This window comes from Chitinophagales bacterium (genome assembly GCA_017303835.1).
GTDB lineage: Bacteria > Bacteroidota > Bacteroidia > Chitinophagales > Chitinophagaceae > JAFLBI01.
Genome location: JAFLBI010000001.1, coordinates 1,508,040 through 1,525,453, shown reverse-complemented (window position 1 = coordinate 1,525,453; position 17,414 = coordinate 1,508,040). Strand labels below are relative to the sequence as shown.

The following is a 17,414-nucleotide window of genomic DNA, read 5'->3' as shown; positions in this document are numbered from 1 at the left end:
AACAGCCTTTCTGATTTCCCTTCACTCGTCTTGATGTGCGCGAAATTTTTCTGAGGCCGGCATTTGTGTTGTTGATTTTTTTATCATGCAATACTGTAGGCTTCAGCCTGCAGTAGTCTGGCGCTTGATTTTTGACTTTTGATCTAACGATGATCTTACAAATATTTCCGTAGACTTTAGTCTGCGGATGCACGGGTAAATATTTTATGAACCAGGAATTTTTATTCAACCACTCCGTGGTTGTGTTTCCATTTTATAAATCTCTATCTATGCACATTCAACCACTTCGTGGTTGTTAGTAAACATGCTCCGCGTTAACTCTGGTATCTCTTTTTCTCTGCGGTTTAATAAAAGAATTATCCTTTAAGGCGGAGTAGTGCAAATACCCCTCAGTCTCCCCATTGCAGGGGAGCATATCTTGAATAAAAAAATGATACCTAGTATACACTAATAATAGCCTCAAATTTCAAATCACAATGTAGCAACTAGCAACATAAATCTGGATATGACAATAGACACCAAAGACTAAAGACCAGATACAAAAGACCTGCTTTGAGTGCCTAGCGGCCTGAGCGATAAAAACTTAGTACAAGTACATCGTGAAAAGCAAAAAGTGACTGCGTATAAATTTTCAAATGAAATATTCGGAAGAAGATAGAAGTTAGAAGCGAGTAGCTAGGGTTTCTCGTAAGGTGCGGAAGTTTTCTTTGCGCCCCTTTGCGTCTTTCCGCCTTTGCGGTTAAACCTCTGTAAAAAGAAGAGCAATAGAACAAGGAACAAAGAATGCTGAACGCTTAACGCTTATAAAAACGAGAACTGAGGAAAGAAAAAACGAAAAGGCTGCTTATCTATAACAATGCATGAAACTAGTAACAAATAACTACAAACCATATTCCATGAGCCATCAGCCAAAGACCAAAGGCAAAAGACCAAAGACTCACCTGCGCCAAGGCTTCGGTGACCTGTTAAACGAAGCTGTAGCGAAGTATAAGCAAGCCGCCCTAATAATATGCTTTCATTAAAATCCTAGCACATTCATCAACAAGCGATTAAATTTGGTTATTTTGTTGCACATGTTTACACGGGGGATTCAAATTCAAGGGTTGTTTTGGCGATCATGGAAGCAAATCATTTGCATCGGATCACTGGTATGTATTACCAGCACGGCAGCTTATGCGCAACTAAACAGCACATGGGGTTGGGACAGGGATGCCGAGATCAGGCAAGGCCAGCTATTGGGAAAGTCGAATGAAAAAAATAGCTTATTCATACGCCCAATCGCGCAGCAAACCAAACGAAATCTTGATACATCATTTATGTTAGGCGATAGCCTGGCCGATAAGTCCATGCGTGCCTTGAGTACCAAAACATTTACATACGGGCTTATGCCCATCGTATGGGAAACCAAATACAATGGCAATCGCCCCTATGGCTGGAATGATGCAGGTATGATTATGGCGCGGGGCTGGCAAAGTCAACTGGGTGCTGGTGTATATGCCAAAGCTGGTCCGCTCACCATAAGACTGAGACCGGAGTTTGTTTGGGCGGCCAACACAGCTTACGATACATCAAGATATTTTGGTACCATTCCTGAAAAAGCCTATCAAGAGGTTTTTCCGGGACAGTCATCCATCATGCTGAATATAGCTGGGTTAGGATTGGGCATTTCTTCTGAGAACATCTGGTGGGGGCCTGGACAATTCAGTAGCCTATTATTGAGCAATAATGCCCCGGGGTTTCCGCACCTGAAGTTGCAAACCAATCGGCCCATCAAAACACCCATTGGTGCTTTGGAATGGCAATTGATTGCCGGTCGTTTATCGGAAGATACCAGCAGACCTTTTGAAAATGCTTATTTGCAACAAGCCCGTCCTAAAAATGATTGGCGTTACCTCAATTGCTTTATCATCACTTGGCAACCATCATTTCTGAAAAACATCTACCTAGGTGCAGCCGCTTCCCAGCAATTGTATGGTACAGACTTAACCAATTCAAAAGAAGGGTTCTTGAAGAAATATTTGCAGGTGTTTAGTCCGCCTTCTGCTGTTGACAACGCCAATAGTGCAGCAGTAGCTACTGACGGACAGTTTACCATGATGTTGCGCTGGTTAATGCCCAAGCATCAAATGGAATGGTATATTGAATATGGCTATAACGATTATAAACAAAACTTCCGTGATCTAGCAGCCAATGCCAACCATGCTTCCGCCTATATCATTGGCTTTAAAAAATTAATGAGCCTGCCAGATAAGGCAGTGCTCGATATTTCCGGAGAGATTACCCAGATGGCACAAACTACCAGCAATATGTTACGCAACGCTGGTAATTGGTACGTACATAGTGGTGTTAATCAAGGCTTAACCCATCAGGGACAAATTCTTGGTGCCGGCAGTGGCATGGGCAATAATGTACAAACCCTACAGTTGACAAGAATCACTGGATTGGATAGAGTGGGGTTTAAGTTACAAAGAATACAACAGGATACTAAGGGCATGTTTGGGCCTGATAATAATATGCGCATGCGCGAATGGGCCTGGACAGATATTTCCATTGGTGTTATGGGGCAGCGGCGTTGGAAAAATTTCTTAGCAGCTGCAGAACTACAATGGGTGAGTGCACGCAATTATGCGTGGAAGCCAGAGAACAAGACCAATTTATTTTTCACCAGTAGAATCGTTTATTTCTTTTGAGATCATACCGTCACATATTAGCCATACTATTTTGCATCAGTCTCTTGCAAACAGCCAAAGCACAATATGTGGGGGCAGAAATTATTTGGCAGGATCATCAACGCATACAACAGATTACTGACAGCACCTCGGCAGATTCCAGTAGTTTCTTTCTCAGATCTGCCAGTACAGATTTTCTAAGTCGTTTTGTTGGGCAATCATTCAAGAAGCCTAGCATACAATTGAGCTTGGTGAATTATACCCTGCATCAAAATGATCGTATTACACTCTCTGATAATGATGGCAGCATGATACCGGCTCTTGGCATGCAGCAAAGAATCACCTTAGGTGCACACATGCAATACAAAAACTGGTTTCTGCAATTGCAACCGGAATATGTAACTGCGGAAAATACCCAACCGGAAACTTTTTCGGGAGATCCCAATAATGGCAATTACTGGCCACGATATTATCTCTACACCATCAATAAAATTGATGCATTGACACGCTTTGGTAAAACACAGTACCAGCGTTGGTTACCCGGCCAGTCTAGATTGAGTTATCAGCATAAGCAAATCAGTGCAGGTATTTCTACAGAGAATCTATGGTGGGGGCCTGGTATTAGAAATAGTTTGGTGCTCACCAATCAGGCACCGGGCTTTTTGCATTTTTCTGTAAATAGTACCAAACCCATTCCTACCAAATGGGGTAATATCGAATTCCAGGCTGTTTGGGGTTGGTTAAACAAAACACCCTTTCTATCAGAAGAAGATTCCATCATGCGCAATATCTGGGCCGGTGGTATTCTGGGCAAGCCCGATACTGTGAACAGAGGCATACTGGGTTATCAGTTTGTTTTTAATCCCAAATGGACTCCCCATCTCTATATCGGCTTTTCAGGAGTAAGTTATTTCTATACCAAGTATGTGGGTGCCAAAGCTTCTCCGGAATTGCTCTTGCCTCACGAGAACAAAGCCCGTCCGGCCCGTCTCGGTGCCATCAGTCTGCGTTACATTATGCCCAAAGAACGAGCAGAACTATACATGGAATACGGCAGGGCCAACCGATGGGCAGCCCCATGGAATATTTTCGGCGATACCATACCAACCGGTTATATGGCAGGGTTTCGAAAATTGATTCCCCTGAAATTGGGTAAGAAAGCATCATATCTATCGCTACACGCAGAAATCACCCAGCTACAATTACCCGATGCAAGATTGGTCTATAATCCGGCAGCGCCTTTGAGTATTCCCAAAACCAATAGCTGGTACACCCATCCTTATGTAACCCAAGGCTATACCAATGAAGGGCAGGTAATGGGGGCAGGTATTGGTCCGGGTAGCAATAGCCAGAGCCTGTTCTTGAGCTGGATTCAGGGCAAGAAACGTATTGGCCTTCAGGTAGAACGAGTGGCCAATAACAATGATTTTGCTATTTACAGCAATTTTAGCGGCACTATCGGGTCAGGTACGGCCGACCGCTACTGGGTGAATATGCAATATGGTCTCAATGCCCAATGGGATATTGGCCCCTGGCTGATTTCCGGGTTTTATCAATACACCCATGCCCTCAACTACCGTTGGGTGAAGCTCCATAGTATTTTTTCCGAACCTTCTGAAGCAGACAGGGTGAATAAGCGATTCTCCATTACCCTAACCCGTTTTTTTAATTAGCGGCCTTCCAGCTCTGTTTAATCACTATTTTTGACGGAATGAAAAAGGTATTCAGTATTCTCTTGTTATTCAGCCTTTTGGGTTTACCCTTGGTGCAGGTGAACGCACAGCTGCCCAATGTTCCGATTGAAAGTCTCAGCGATCAGCAGATTATTGCGCTGATGACACAGTACCAGCTATTTGGCTTGTCTGAATTGGAAATGGAAACCCGAGCAAGAGAGAAGGGCTTAACCACAGACCAGATCAATCAGCTGAAAAAGCGCATGACCATGATTGATCCGATCACGGTGGCAGAATTGAACAAAGGTGGTAACAAAGCTAGCTACGATCCCTACGAATCCAGAAAAGCAACACCGATCAAAGCATTTCGTCCAAGATCATTCGATACATCCATACTCAGACCTTTTGGCGCCGATCTATTTGAAACCGCCATGCTGAGTTTTGAACCTGAACTCAATATTCCCACGCCGGTGAATTATATCATTGGCGTGAATGACCAATTGAGTATCGACTTATTTGGTGTATCTGATCTCACAAGAAAATTAAAAGTCAATACAGAAGGCTATATCCGCTTTCCAAATCTCGGTCCGATTAAAGTAGCAGGACTAACCGTAGATGAAGCAAGACTGAAATTGAAATCAGCCCTCACCAAAATTTATCCTGGTATTGCCAATGGTTCTGTGGGTGTACAGGTATCCTTGGCGCAATTACGAACCATAAAGGTTACCATGATTGGGGAAGTGATTTGGCCTGGGAATTATGAGCTTTCATCGTTTGCAACATTGATGAATGCCTTGTATGTTTCTGGTGGTCCAAATAAAATAGGTTCCTTCAGAGATATTGAATTAGTGCGTCACGGTAAAACAGTAGTGAAATTTGATTTGTATGATTTTCTACTGAAATCAGACCTGACCAAAAACCTCATCCTGAACGATGGCGATGTCATCCGCATCAACCCATACAGCAATCGCATCATCCTAAAAGGTGCCGTGAAAAAACCTGCTTTGTTTGATGTACAGCCGCAGGAATCAGCAGCGGATATCATTCGTTATGCAGGAGGCTTTGCCGATATCGCCTATAAAGAATGGATACGAGTGTATCGCATGGGCTTGCGCAATAAAGAAATCATCAGCGTGCCGCAACAACAACTTAGCAGCTTTCGCTTACAAACAGGCGATACCCTTGTTGTTGACTCATTAGCCAATCAATACGCAAATCGCGTAACCATTAGCGGGGCTGTTTATTATGGAGGTGCTTATAGTTTACAGCAATTGCCCAGCTTGAAAGACTTATTACAAGCTGCAAGATTGCGTGAAGATGTATTCATGAACAGAGGGGTGATCAAACGTCTGAAACAGGATTTTACACCGGAGATCATTGCTTTTGACATCAATAAGGTGTTGCGTGATGAAGAACGTATTCTCTTACAGCGTGAAGATTCTGTGCAGGTATTTCGAATTACCGATTTACGCGAGCAATATGCGATTACGATTAATGGAGAAGTGAATAAGCCGGGCAGCTATCCCTATGCAGAGAACATGGGGGTACAGGACTTAGTTTTATTGGCTGAAGGTTATCGCGATGGTGCTGCTTTGCAGAATATTGAAGTGTCCAGAAGATTGCGTATGCCGGGTGTCTATCAGAAAGACAGCGCTGTGTATTCGATGATCAAGGAAATCAATCTGGCTAACCCATCCAAAGCTGATCTTGAATTTAAGTTGTTACCTTTTGATATTGTATCTGTGCGTAAATCGCCTGTGTACAAAGAACAGATCACTGTTTCTGTAGAAGGTGAAGTGGTTTTCCCAGGCAAATACACATTAAGTGGTAATGCTGAGCGCATTTCTGACCTGATAAAGAGAGCGGGCGGACTCAAGCAAAAAGGTTTTGCAGGTGGTGCCATGTTGTTGAGAAATGTTTACAGAGATGTATCAGCATCAGATGTTACTGTATTGAGTTCAAAGAACAGCCTTATCAATACACAGAGTGGAAAAGCTGCTGGCGGTGCAGTGGATAGCTCGTTGATCAATACTTTGAACAAACAGCAAAAACCGGTGGGTATTCGCTTAGACCAAATTTTGAATAATCCAGGATCTGCGGAGGATTTGTTCTTAGTGGAAGGAGATATATTGAAAGTGCCGAAAGAACTGCAAACCATTCAAACCTTTGGTGCGGTGAATGTGCCTAAACAAATCGTTTATTATGATGGTATCAGCTTCAGAGACGCTTTGCGCGAATCTGGTAGATACAGCCTGAATGCTTCACGTAAAAATGCCTATGTGATTTATCCCAATGGGCAGGTGCGTAAAACGCGTAATTTCTTGTTCCTGCGTTTTTATCCTAGCATAAAACCTGGTACTGAAATCTATGTACCTGAAAAAAGAGCCAAGGTAAAGCTGTCTACCGGTGAAGTGATTGGCATCGTAACAGGGCTTACCTCTTTGATTAGTGTATTAGTGGTCTTGACCAATGCAACCAAATAAAGCTTGTACATGATGCAGGAGAAAGAAACAGAGATCGTACAAATGCGAACAGTATTAGCTGAGGTGGGTGCTTACTTGCAGCATTTGCGCAAGCAGCTTGTGCGCATCATGCTGCTCGGTGTTGTATTATCTTTATTAGCACTAGGTTATCATTTCTTTCAAAAGCCAAGTTTTACTGCTGAAGCAACTTTTATTCTGGAAGAAAAAACGAGTGGTAGTGGATTGGCTGGATTGGCGTCTCAGTTTGGTTTTGACATAAGTAGCATGGCAGGTAGCAATGGTATCTTTGCCGGAGATAATGTGCTGGATATCTTAGGTTCAAGATCTATTATTGAGCAAGTTTTGCTGAGTGATGTGCAAGTTGCACAAAACAAGCAGCGTCGTTTGGTAGAGTTATTTATTGATTCGGAACAGCTGAAACAAAAAAAGTGGAAGAAAATTGCCGGTATCGATACCCTGAGTTTCAAAGGCTATGCAGCCGGTGATCGTTTGAGAGATAGTTTGCTCTATTTGGTGTATAAGCAAATTGGCAAGAAACACTTATTGGTAGATCGTTTAAATAAAAAAGGTACCATCATTAAGGTGACTGCAACAAGTAGGGACGAAGTATTTTCCAAGCTCTTTTCAGAGCGCTTGGTGAATGCAACAATTGCCTACTATATTGGTATTAAAACAGCTGTTGCACAACAGCAACTGCAGCGATTGGAAAAAAGAGCTGATTCTTTATCTGCAATATTGAATGCCAAAACTTACGAAACTGCCACCCAGCAAATTTTGGATGCAAACATTGCTTTTAAGGCAGCGGCGGTACCTGGTGAGTTATCTCAAAGGCAAAAGACATTGGCCTACGCTTTATATACAGAAGTAACCAAAAATCTAGAAGCCAGCAGAATGTCACTGGCTGCACAAACCCCCGTCATCAATTTATTAGATACGCCAAAATATCCGCTCGAAGATGGCCGTACACCTTGGTTTGTACTTGTCTTGTTTGCATGGGGGGTAGTTATTGGAGCGGGATTACTCTGGACCTTCTTTACGTATCCATCTGTTAAACCATAGCTGAACCTGACTGGATATGGATGTATCCTTTATCATAGTCAATTATAATTCAGCAGCATTGGTGTTGAACTGTGTGGCTTCTATCAGGGAGTTCACCAAAGGAATCAAGTATGAAATTATCCTGGTGGATAATGCTTCTCCCGACCGTACAATAGATGCTTTGCAAAATGAATTACAAAGTGATGATTACGTCTTTATCCAACTGAATGAAAACAAAGGTTTTGGTGCGGGCAATAATGCAGCATTAAGCGTAGCCAAAGGCCGCTATCTTTTCTTATTGAATCCGGATACCCGTTTGTGTAATGATGCAGCGGGTATTTTTATGCATATGATGGACCAAGAAGAATGGCAACAAGTAGCTGCCTGTGGTGCTGATTTGATCAATGAGAAAGGGGTATCTGTGCAAGCTTATGGTAATTTTCCAACTTGGTTTGCTGCATTTGCTGCTTTTGGTCTACAATATGTAGTGCCGAAATATTATCGGCGCTATATCAGCCTGGGTGCTGTTAATCAAGGCAATGATAATAAACTAGTGGATTATATTTCAGGAGCGGCTATGTTTATACGCAGATCTGTAATAGATCAAATCGGATTATTTGATGAAGACTTTTTCATGTTTTTTGAGGAAACAGAGTGGGCTTTTCGGGCAAATAAAGCAAGTTTTAAACTGTACTTAATTCCGGCTGTGCAAATCATACATCTGGAAGGCGGGAGTGAATACCGAGACAATGTTCATGCATCTTTTAGTATGCGGCGATTTCGTATGTTTGAACAAAGCCGTCAATTGTTTTACCGGAAAACCCGTGGACGTTTCTTTGCAAGTTGTATGAAGCCATTCGATTTGATGCATATGTTGCAGAGAACATGGAGAGGGAAGGAAGGGGGCAATTGGCTGGAAAAAACTAAGGTCATCTTCGCCGCATGAATCATAACGCGCTTAGCCATATCAAAGGATTCATCATTACGGCAGCACACGAAACTGCAAGACAGGATCGTGTACAACAGCTCATGCAACTTCTACCCGGCATTCAGCAAATGGAGGCTATCTATCCTTCTCGTGAGAAGATTCCTTTTCTAGCCAAACTGCAAGCTTTGTCTAAAGAACGCACCGGACATGCGCTTAAGCATGGGGAGATCGGAGTTTTATTATCCAGCAGAAAAATCTGGCACAAAATAGTGCAAGAGGCGTCAAATGATACGGATGCTTTTCTGGTGTTGGAAAGTGATAGCTGGATGAATGATCCTGCTGTTTTTGCAGAATATTATTCCATGCTTACGCAGCAGTATGATATGTTTTTCTTTGGTTCTTGGTTGGGGCATACGCGTATCTTACGTAGTACGAAAAAAGAACTTGCAGATGGTTTTATTTATGGAACGCCCTTTATGAAAACTGTATCAGGTGGATATGGATATACTTTAAATAAAAAAGCAGCGCAGCATTTGCTGCAACAAACAAGTAAGATTGCTTTTCCGGTAGATGAGTTTAAGCGTTACATTGAACCCGGCTATCTGCGTATTGGGGCTGTTTTGCCTGAATTGATTTCTGAAAAAGCAGAAGCCAGTATGATTGGCGAAAGACCTGAATCGCCTGATAAGCAAAAGTTGAAAATGATTGTGCTGGATATCCGTAACACCGTGATTGCATACTGTAAATAATGGCATCAAGCAATAACAATAGGCTGAAAGATATTTACCTCAACTGGTTAGTGGTGGTCTATGCTGTTTACTGCTATTTCAATAAGGGGATTGCGTATACGTATCTGGCAGAGTTTACTTGGTTGCTTGGGATACTCATCCTATTGAAAGATATCCGCAATTATGCATTCGTTTGGCGGAAAGAAACGATACTCATCCTATTCTTTTTATTGATGACGATGGTTTACCTGATACTTGGTATTCCCCAGTATGGACTGGTTGACACCATCAGGGATAGTTTTGTGATCAATTATGCATTTTATGTATTTATTGCTTTTCTTTTCGTGAATAATCAGGAAGCAATAGCGCAAAAAATTGCGAACGTGTATGCTTTTTTCCCAATAATGATGACGGCTTCTTTTCTTTTGCGCACTTTCTTTCCAGACTTGAATAATTTTATACTGGTAGGCAATTATCCTTTGCTCGCGTATAAGAACGGCGACATGGCCGTACACTTGTTTATCTGTTTAATCTTCATGTTGACTGGGAAAGTGCAAACCTCGGCTAGATTATTGCAATTAAATTATTTTCTCGTTGGTTACCTGTTATTGATTTCTGCAACTTATAGCAGGGGTGGTATGCTAGCCTTTATCCTGCCTATGGCCGGCTATATCTTTGCGATCCGAAAAACTGTTCAGGGTAAACGGTATCTGGGTTATATCAAGTATGCCCCTATTGTGCTAATCATTGCTTTGCCTTTATACTTGGCTACCAAGGTAGAGGATAAAGCACAGGGCAGAAAAATTGGAATAGAGCAATTGCAAGAGAATGTAACCAGTATAGTAGCTCAGGATTCCAGGAAGGTTAGTAAAACACTCAATGACAATGTTGTCTGGCGTTTAACCTGGTGGACGAAAATCATCGATTATACATTTGCCGGTCCTTATTTCTGGCAGGGTAAAGGCTTGGGGGTAAATCTATCTGTGAGTGATGAAGTGAATGTTGGCGATGATAGTCTCAGATCACCTCATAATTATAGCCTAACCTTACTGGCCAGATATGGCGTTCCATTTTTTGTATTATGGATAATTTACCTGTTTCTATTGTGGAGACCACTTTTTAAACCTACAGGAAATCCTGATTTATTAATTTACTCACTTATATTAGTCTCGTTTTTCATCAATGCCAGTTTTGATGTTACACTCGAAGGGCCTGTAACAGGGATGCCTTTCTGGTTGTTTACTGGATTGTTATTGATGAAGAAAGCAGAAAACGACTCCCTTCATGCGTCCCATCATTCAATCAATATGGCATAAATACGTCATACCGCATCAGCGTTATTGGTTGAATTTAATCTCCAGTTTTTTTGCACAGGGCATAGCAGCCTTATCTGTATTATGGCTAACGCCTTTCTTATTGAATGTTTTAGGTGAGCAATCGTTTAGTGTGTATGGTATTCTGATTTTAAACTTACTACCTTTTAGCCTCATCTTTGATTTAGGCTATAATATGGGCTTGTTACGAAGGCTGATTCATGAACCTGAGAAAGCATCTTCATTAATCTCCGGCGGTTGTTGTTTCTTCCTTGGGTTGCTACCAATTACATTTGGTGTTTACAGTGCACTCAGCCATTTTGGTTTAATACAAAACACGGGCTTTACTATTCAACAATCACTATTGCTGAGTCTTTTGGTTGTATTACAATTGGGCGCTTTGCTCTTCGATATTGTGCTGCAATCAGTCAATAAAATATTCTTAGGCAAATCCATCAGGGTTGTCAAAACCATTCTGGAAACACTAGCCGTGTATATTGGAGCTACGAGATTCGGGCTACAAGGGGTTTTTGTAGCCATGGTGCTTACTAACTTTTTGTATTTAGTGGCTTTGTATTGGTTTTCTAAGCGTGAACGCTGCTTTGAACTACATTGGCGATATTGTAAGTGGAAAGATTTGATTCATCATTTCAAGTATTCTATTTGGTTCTTCTTGGCAGCTTGTTCAGGCGTTTTGGTATACAACGCGCAAACCATTTTGATGGGAAATTTATTGGATGCGCAGGCTGTATCAAAATACGTATTAATCACCCGTTTTTATGAAGTGGTAAGAATCGGGATGGGAAATTTCACTTTGATTTTATTTCCTACAATCGCCATTTTGGAATCATCCAATAGTTGGAAGCAATTGTTTGCACAGTTCAAAACTGTTGCACTTAGAATAACTGTATTATGTGTAATAGCCGTTTTCATATTGCTGACAATCGGAAAATATTTATTTGTCGCATGGTCCGGCATGGAAGATCAGGAAATACTATTTACCTATATCGGATATACTTTTTTGATTTTGCTCTTAATTATTGAGCATGTGCCTGTAGTCTTTTTAACGGCCCTTAAAATGAATCGTTACCCAACGATTGTTTCAATGGTTCAGGGTATACTAGGCTTGATGCTTAGTTATTGGTTGATTCCTATTTATGGAATATTAGGTGTAGTGATAGCTAGCATTGCAGCACTAACTGTCACAAGCTTATGGTTTAGTTTTTGGTACCTTTTTCAACAGCTTCAGCATAAACTAAGTCATGAGCCGACAGCATAAATACATTCTGGCATTAAGGGCTTATGGTGATTTCACTATTTTATTGAATGCGTTGCTGAACGCAGCAAATCCTTTGGGTTATCAAGTGATTGCTTCCGCTCACCTGAAACCCTTGTTTGAGGCGTTAAGGCTTCATCTTAATTTGGATGGAATCAACATTCAATTCAAAGAAATCGGTATCCGTCATTCATTATTAGGTGTGTTTACCAATAAGTATTTGTTCAATGCCAATACATATCAAGAGCTGAAGCAGCTGCAGCTGATACTGGATGAATTACCAACAGGCGATTTGGTTGTTGAGCAAAAATCCCGGAAATGGTTGCTTAGTATGTTGGTTAACAAAAAATGCTCATCCATTGCAGCAGGTTCCTTTGTGTATGCCTCCTATGCCAATTTTTTTCATGCAGCTTATCCAGCCATTAGCCATCCCATCAAACCAAACCGTGTCTTGATTTTGCCGACTGCAAGACAAGCCTTTCGAAATATACCATCGGCAGATATCCTTTATATCAAACAGTCGTTTGCAGATAATGCCATCGTTCAAGCAGGCTTTTATGCAAACAATCAGCATGCTGAGATAAGTGAAAACGATTTTCTGTATTCCAGCTTTCAAGAGCTGGTCGAACGGATCATGGAAAGCGAGCTCGTTTTTTGTCCGGATAGCCTGCAGGCACATCTTTGCCAATTATTGGGGAAACCACATTATATACTCCATCCAAGAGGATTAAGCAAGGCGTTTTTCACTCCACATGTTATGAGTTTGGCAAAGCATAAGGTATTTGGTTCTAACTACCTTAATCCATAGCTTACCCCAATAGAGAACCTGCTGCCAGAAAGTTTTTGACCGTTTTGTCTTTCTTCATTTAGCCACAGATAATTTGCATTGAAGTAAAGATTGTTCAGCCATTCATAACCGACTTGCATAAACAGGTCGGTTCTTTTTTTCTGGAAGTCGAATAGAAAAGGTGGTTGTGGTTCTGCTTCATACTGCTGAACAACTGTACCCGCACCTCCTTTCTGAATTTGTTGAATCCTGAAATAAGTCCTCAGTTTTGGAATAGGCGTGTATTTTGCAAAAAGGATGAATCGGTCAAAATTATTACCCATCCAATCGCCAAGTGGTGCACTGTGTTGTGTATAAAGCTGTGCCGGTACCAAATTGCCATAGACAAAAGGATTTACTCGGGTATACTCGGTACCTATTGTTAAATAAGGGAGCACAATATCAGTGATAGAAGCACCTACGGTATAGCCAAGCTGGTTTCTACTTTTCTGTTTGTTGAACATGGTGGAGACCCTGATCTCATCTATAAAAACCGTTGTATAGAAATGCGTGTTCTTGAGAATATTTCTGGCACTTCCCTGGAAGAAAAATTGTCCGTTAGAGCCGGCGCGGATATCATAATTACTTCTGTTGTTATCGTATACTTTAAAGAAGTTAATGGGAATTAAAAAGCCAAGGTCCATGTTATCGCTGTAAACAATGGATTCACCAATAGACAAGTCAATACCTTTTTTGGGGCTGATGATGATCGCATGGGTTGCAAGGTATTTAGGTATGTACTGAATTCTTGTACCTGTACTCACTGGGTTGCCTGTTCCATAAGTGGCGTTACTGTCGATAATATTGGAATTCAGCCAAGCATTTGCATAATGAAAGCGTAACCATTTTAGCGGTTGATAATCAAATCTGATAAAAGGGTAGGAAGGTGCTTTATCAGATAAAATGATTCGTCCATTCTCTCCATAGCCATGAATTAGTTGATCCTTGCCGATACTGATTGAACCATTTTTCCATGCATAACTGATATGTGCCCTTACTTCCGTGAAGTTTTGCTTTTGGGGGTTATTGCTGAATAACTTAATGATATTGGTTTCCGGACTTTCGGCCCTGAAACTATCTAAGCCTGTACCTCTTTCTGTATAATCACGATAATAGAATTGAAAGCCAAACTTGCCAGCTTGTCCCCAGAACTGCAATCCATTACTGGTTTGTGTGAATGATTGTCCAAGCCCGTTTACATGCATAACACTTGCCATTGGATCGGCATAGAGTTGAATGTCTTTACCAGAATAAAAAAGCCCTCTTAGTCTTTTGTTCTGGTCCTTTGCTACAATGCCAAGTTGGTTATTTGGCTGAGATAAAGGCTTGAACTCTTGTAAGTAGAAGTCGAGTTCAGATTTTTCTGTTTTGCTCAGTTTTGTTCTAAGAGAATCCAATTGCATCAGTCGTTTACCAATATAGGCCCGACTGAGTGGTTGTATCATATCATGAAATTCGATCAGTCCTTTTTGCGCCATTCGATACAAATAAGGATACACTTCACTTCTGTGGTTTTCCCAGATTACCTGTGAAAACACACTGATAGGAATGAATATGTAGATACAAATAGTGAATAGTCTTTTCATGAAATGGTGTTGAACAGCTTTACTAATAGGCATTTTGATCACCTCTGAGAATATTGATAACTGTTTGTAAAATAATCTGACAATCAAGCCAAAATGTCCAGCGATGGATATAGTATAAGTCGAAGTCCACTCTTTGCTGCATAGATCCTTCTTTTCTTGTTTCCCCTCTAAAGCCATTTACCTGTGCCCATCCGGTAATGCCTGGCAATACAATATGTCTCAGCATGTAATTATCAACTGTATGCATAGACTCGAGGTTAAGCGGTGTTGGGTGAGGGCGCGGACCAACAACAGACATGTTACCTAATAATACATTCCAGAACTGAGGTAACTCATCCATATTGGTTTTACGAAGTAAAGCACCTATTGGAGTGATGCGCGGATCATCTTTTGTGGCTTGGTTGTATAAACCATTCTGATCAATATCAGCACTGTCGTGCACCATGGTTCTAAACTTATAGCAAATGATTTTTTCGTTATTGAGTCCCCATCTTTCCTGCTTAAAAATAATCGGACCTCTTGAAGTCAGTTTAATGGCTAAAGCGATCAGTGGCATCAACCAGCTACCCATGAGGATGAAAAAACTGAGTGAGAATAAAATATCAAAAGTGCGCTTTAAAGCCTGGTTCTCTATTTTATCAAGCGGGAGTGAACGAATATTCAATACCGGAAGTAGTCCGATATTATTCACTTGCGCAGTTGCAGCTGCAAATTGAAATGCATCGGGAATAATCCTTGTTTTGGTAGCGTATTGATCACAGATATCAATGCAATCCCTGATTCTACCACTTTCCTGATTGGGCAAGGCAATAATTACTTCATCAACTCTCTCTTTCTTCAGTATGGTTCCCAGATCTTGTACACGGCCTTTGTAGGGACACCCATTCATGGCGGGAGTATGGTCATCTACAAAGCCAATGCATTTATAACCGTAGTAATAATACTTGTTAATGGTTTCATAGAAGTGCATGCCGGAGTTGGTAGCACCCACAATTAATAAATTATCGTACAACCTACCCTGGTGGATGGCCGCGTGCAGGTACTTTCTGATCAGGTATTTTGTTGCAATTAATAGTGGAAATGCAACTAGTAGCATACGGCCAATCACACCTGCATCCATTTCAAGCTCCTTTTGCAGGAAAAAGGAAGCAGAACTAAGTGCTATGGAAAACAGTGTTAAGGTATAGACCGTAAAAATGATTTCTTCAGAAAACTTGTTAGAACGTCTTTCTGCGTATAAGTGTGAGAAAGAAGCTACGATATACCAAATGGCAATCGACAAGAGTAAAAAGAGATAATCTCCATAGCTCAGGGATTCAAACTTTTGTATGTCGGTTAGCCTGATGGCTAAAAGATAAGAGAGACCAATTACCGGACTATCGATCAAGTAGCGAATAACAATATATCGGTTGATTCTTCTTGACATGTGTTATTCCGGTTAACTACTGTTTGTGGTATTCAATTTGGGTGCTCTAAAATACTTGAATCTGTCTATTTTCTGTGCATTTGCAGCTAAGTATATAAATATTATGCATGTTTATCTTTTTGTAAAAAAAGCTGTTTTAAGATAAGCGGTATAATACGCGGGGCTTCAATGAAGTAACGGTAAAAAAGTCTTTTCGGTTCCTGCAAGAAGCGGAATAGCCATTCAAGTCCATTCTGTTGCATCCATTTAGGTGCACGGGCAATTAGCCCCGCACTTACTTCAAATGCACCACCTACGCCAATCACAATTTTTGTGTTGAGTTTGGTAAAGTGTTCTGCAATCCAATAATCTTGTTTGGGGGCAGAGAGACTTACCCATACAATATCGGGTGCTGCAGCGTTTATCAGGTCAACCATGCGTTGGTTTTCTTCTTCAGAAAAACTTGCGGCCATTGGTGGAGTATAGATGCCGCTAATGCGCAGAGCAGGATATGTTTTTTGCATTTGTTCGGCTAATTGATTGCCTACACCTGGCTTGGCACCCAAAAGGAAGATTGAATAGTTTTTTTCCGCGCAAACTTTTATAAAGCGGGGAAGTAAATCCAAGCCGGTTACCCGCCCTTTCAAAGGCGTACCAAATAGTTTAGACATCCATAGAATGGGTACTCCATCACATAGGGCGAGATCAGCTGTGTTATAGATCTGCTGAAGTGCTTTATTTTCTCCGGCCCATACAATACAATTCACCGGAATCACACATACTCTTTTTTTTACGTGATTTTCAATGGCTTCTGAGAAAATCTCCAAAGTGTCTTCCAAGGAAACATTGCTAATATATGTGCCGCCAATATTGACCTTTTGTGGGGATGCATGCTTCATGGATAGAGTACTGCTGTTTTGTAAAATTAGCTAGTAGGATGGCAATTAGCCCATCTTTACTGGAATACTTGTTGGCATTGTCATAAAATGACCTTTCGAAACTTAGGAGGCTATTGCTATCTGCATCCATTCATTACCTTCGCGCCATGCCCCTGACAAAAGTTCGGATCATCAACCAATCGCCACATCCTTTGCCAGCTTATGCTACTGCGGGCTCCTCAGGTATGGACCTTCGGGCCAATCTGGAACAACCCATGGAATTGGCGCCCATGCAGCGGGAATTGGTACCTACCGGTTTGTTTATTGAACTGCCTGAGTACCTTGAAGCACAAGTTCGCCCGAGGAGTGGACTGGCCATCAAGCAAGGTATTACCTGCTTAAACACACCCGGTACAATTGATGCAGATTATAGGGGAGAAATCAAGGTGATTTTAATCAATTTGTCAGGCGAAAATCAGCTCATTCAACATGGAGACAGAATTGCCCAATTGGTGATTCAGCAAGTAGAAAAGATTGAATGGGAACAGGTAAATAGCCTTAATGAAACAGCTCGTGGTTCAGGTGGATTTGGCCACACAGGAAAAAATTAA

The 17,414-nt window shown here is 41.3% G+C and carries 13 protein-coding genes; 10 read left to right on the top strand and 3 right to left on the bottom strand.

Going from position 1 to position 17,414, the window contains the following annotated elements:
- Window positions 1-1,316: 1,316 nt before the first annotated feature.
- From J0L83_07000 to J0L83_06960, 9 genes are read left to right on the top strand one after another with little or no spacing between them, the layout of a single operon-like run.
- On the top strand, window positions 1,317-2,690 hold the full coding sequence (locus tag J0L83_07000) for a hypothetical protein (GenBank protein MBN8664299.1): 1,374 nt from the start codon (window positions 1,317-1,319) through the stop codon (window positions 2,688-2,690).
- Window positions 2,691-2,734: 44 nt separating this feature from the next.
- Window positions 2,735-4,342: a hypothetical protein gene (locus J0L83_06995; protein MBN8664298.1), complete on the top strand. Its 1,608-nt coding sequence runs from the start codon at window positions 2,735-2,737 to the stop codon at window positions 4,340-4,342.
- A gap of 38 nt (window positions 4,343-4,380) precedes the next feature.
- Window positions 4,381-6,825 (top strand): SLBB domain-containing protein, encoded by a 2,445-nt coding sequence (locus J0L83_06990; protein MBN8664297.1) that lies wholly within the window; start codon window positions 4,381-4,383, stop codon window positions 6,823-6,825.
- 9 nt (window positions 6,826-6,834) lie between these two features.
- Window positions 6,835-7,884, top strand: a complete 1,050-nt coding sequence (locus tag J0L83_06985; GenBank protein MBN8664296.1) for a hypothetical protein — start codon at window positions 6,835-6,837, stop codon at window positions 7,882-7,884.
- A 16-nt stretch (window positions 7,885-7,900) separates the two neighbouring features.
- The gene (locus tag J0L83_06980; GenBank protein MBN8664295.1) at window positions 7,901-8,809 is read left to right on the top strand and encodes a glycosyltransferase; all 909 of its coding nucleotides are present in this window, start codon (window positions 7,901-7,903) and stop codon (window positions 8,807-8,809) included.
- Window positions 8,806-9,540, top strand: coding sequence for a glycosyltransferase family 25 protein (locus J0L83_06975; GenBank protein MBN8664294.1), 735 nt, complete (start codon window positions 8,806-8,808; stop codon window positions 9,538-9,540). Before J0L83_06980 ends, J0L83_06975 begins: the two co-directional genes overlap by 4 nt.
- Window positions 9,540-10,835, top strand: coding sequence for an O-antigen ligase family protein (locus J0L83_06970; GenBank protein MBN8664293.1), 1,296 nt, complete (start codon window positions 9,540-9,542; stop codon window positions 10,833-10,835). Before J0L83_06975 ends, J0L83_06970 begins: the two co-directional genes overlap by 1 nt.
- Window positions 10,804-12,111: a polysaccharide biosynthesis C-terminal domain-containing protein gene (locus J0L83_06965; protein ID MBN8664292.1), complete on the top strand. Its 1,308-nt coding sequence runs from the start codon at window positions 10,804-10,806 to the stop codon at window positions 12,109-12,111. The genes J0L83_06970 and J0L83_06965 overlap by 32 nt, the downstream gene beginning before the upstream one ends.
- Window positions 12,095-12,916 carry a hypothetical protein gene (locus tag J0L83_06960; GenBank protein MBN8664291.1) on the top strand — a complete coding sequence of 274 codons (822 nt, stop codon included), beginning with the start codon at window positions 12,095-12,097 and terminating at the stop codon, window positions 12,914-12,916. Before J0L83_06965 ends, J0L83_06960 begins: the two co-directional genes overlap by 17 nt.
- Here J0L83_06960 and J0L83_06955 read toward each other — a convergent pair.
- The 3 genes from J0L83_06955 to J0L83_06945 form a co-directional block, all read right to left on the bottom strand.
- The gene (locus J0L83_06955) at window positions 12,901-14,520 is read right to left on the bottom strand and encodes a hypothetical protein (protein MBN8664290.1); all 1,620 of its coding nucleotides are present in this window, start codon (window positions 14,518-14,520) and stop codon (window positions 12,901-12,903) included. The genes J0L83_06960 and J0L83_06955 overlap by 16 nt on opposite strands.
- 22 nt (window positions 14,521-14,542) lie before the next feature.
- Window positions 14,543-15,946, bottom strand: a complete 1,404-nt coding sequence (locus J0L83_06950) for an undecaprenyl-phosphate glucose phosphotransferase (GenBank protein ID MBN8664289.1) — start codon at window positions 15,944-15,946, stop codon at window positions 14,543-14,545.
- 101 nt (window positions 15,947-16,047) lie between these two features.
- Window positions 16,048-16,824 (bottom strand): WecB/TagA/CpsF family glycosyltransferase, encoded by a 777-nt coding sequence (locus J0L83_06945; protein MBN8664288.1) that lies wholly within the window; start codon window positions 16,822-16,824, stop codon window positions 16,048-16,050.
- A gap of 146 nt (window positions 16,825-16,970) precedes the next feature.
- Here J0L83_06945 and dut point away from each other — a divergent pair, with 146 nt between their 5' ends.
- Window positions 16,971-17,414, top strand: coding sequence for a dUTP diphosphatase (gene dut, locus J0L83_06940; protein MBN8664287.1), 444 nt, complete (start codon window positions 16,971-16,973; stop codon window positions 17,412-17,414).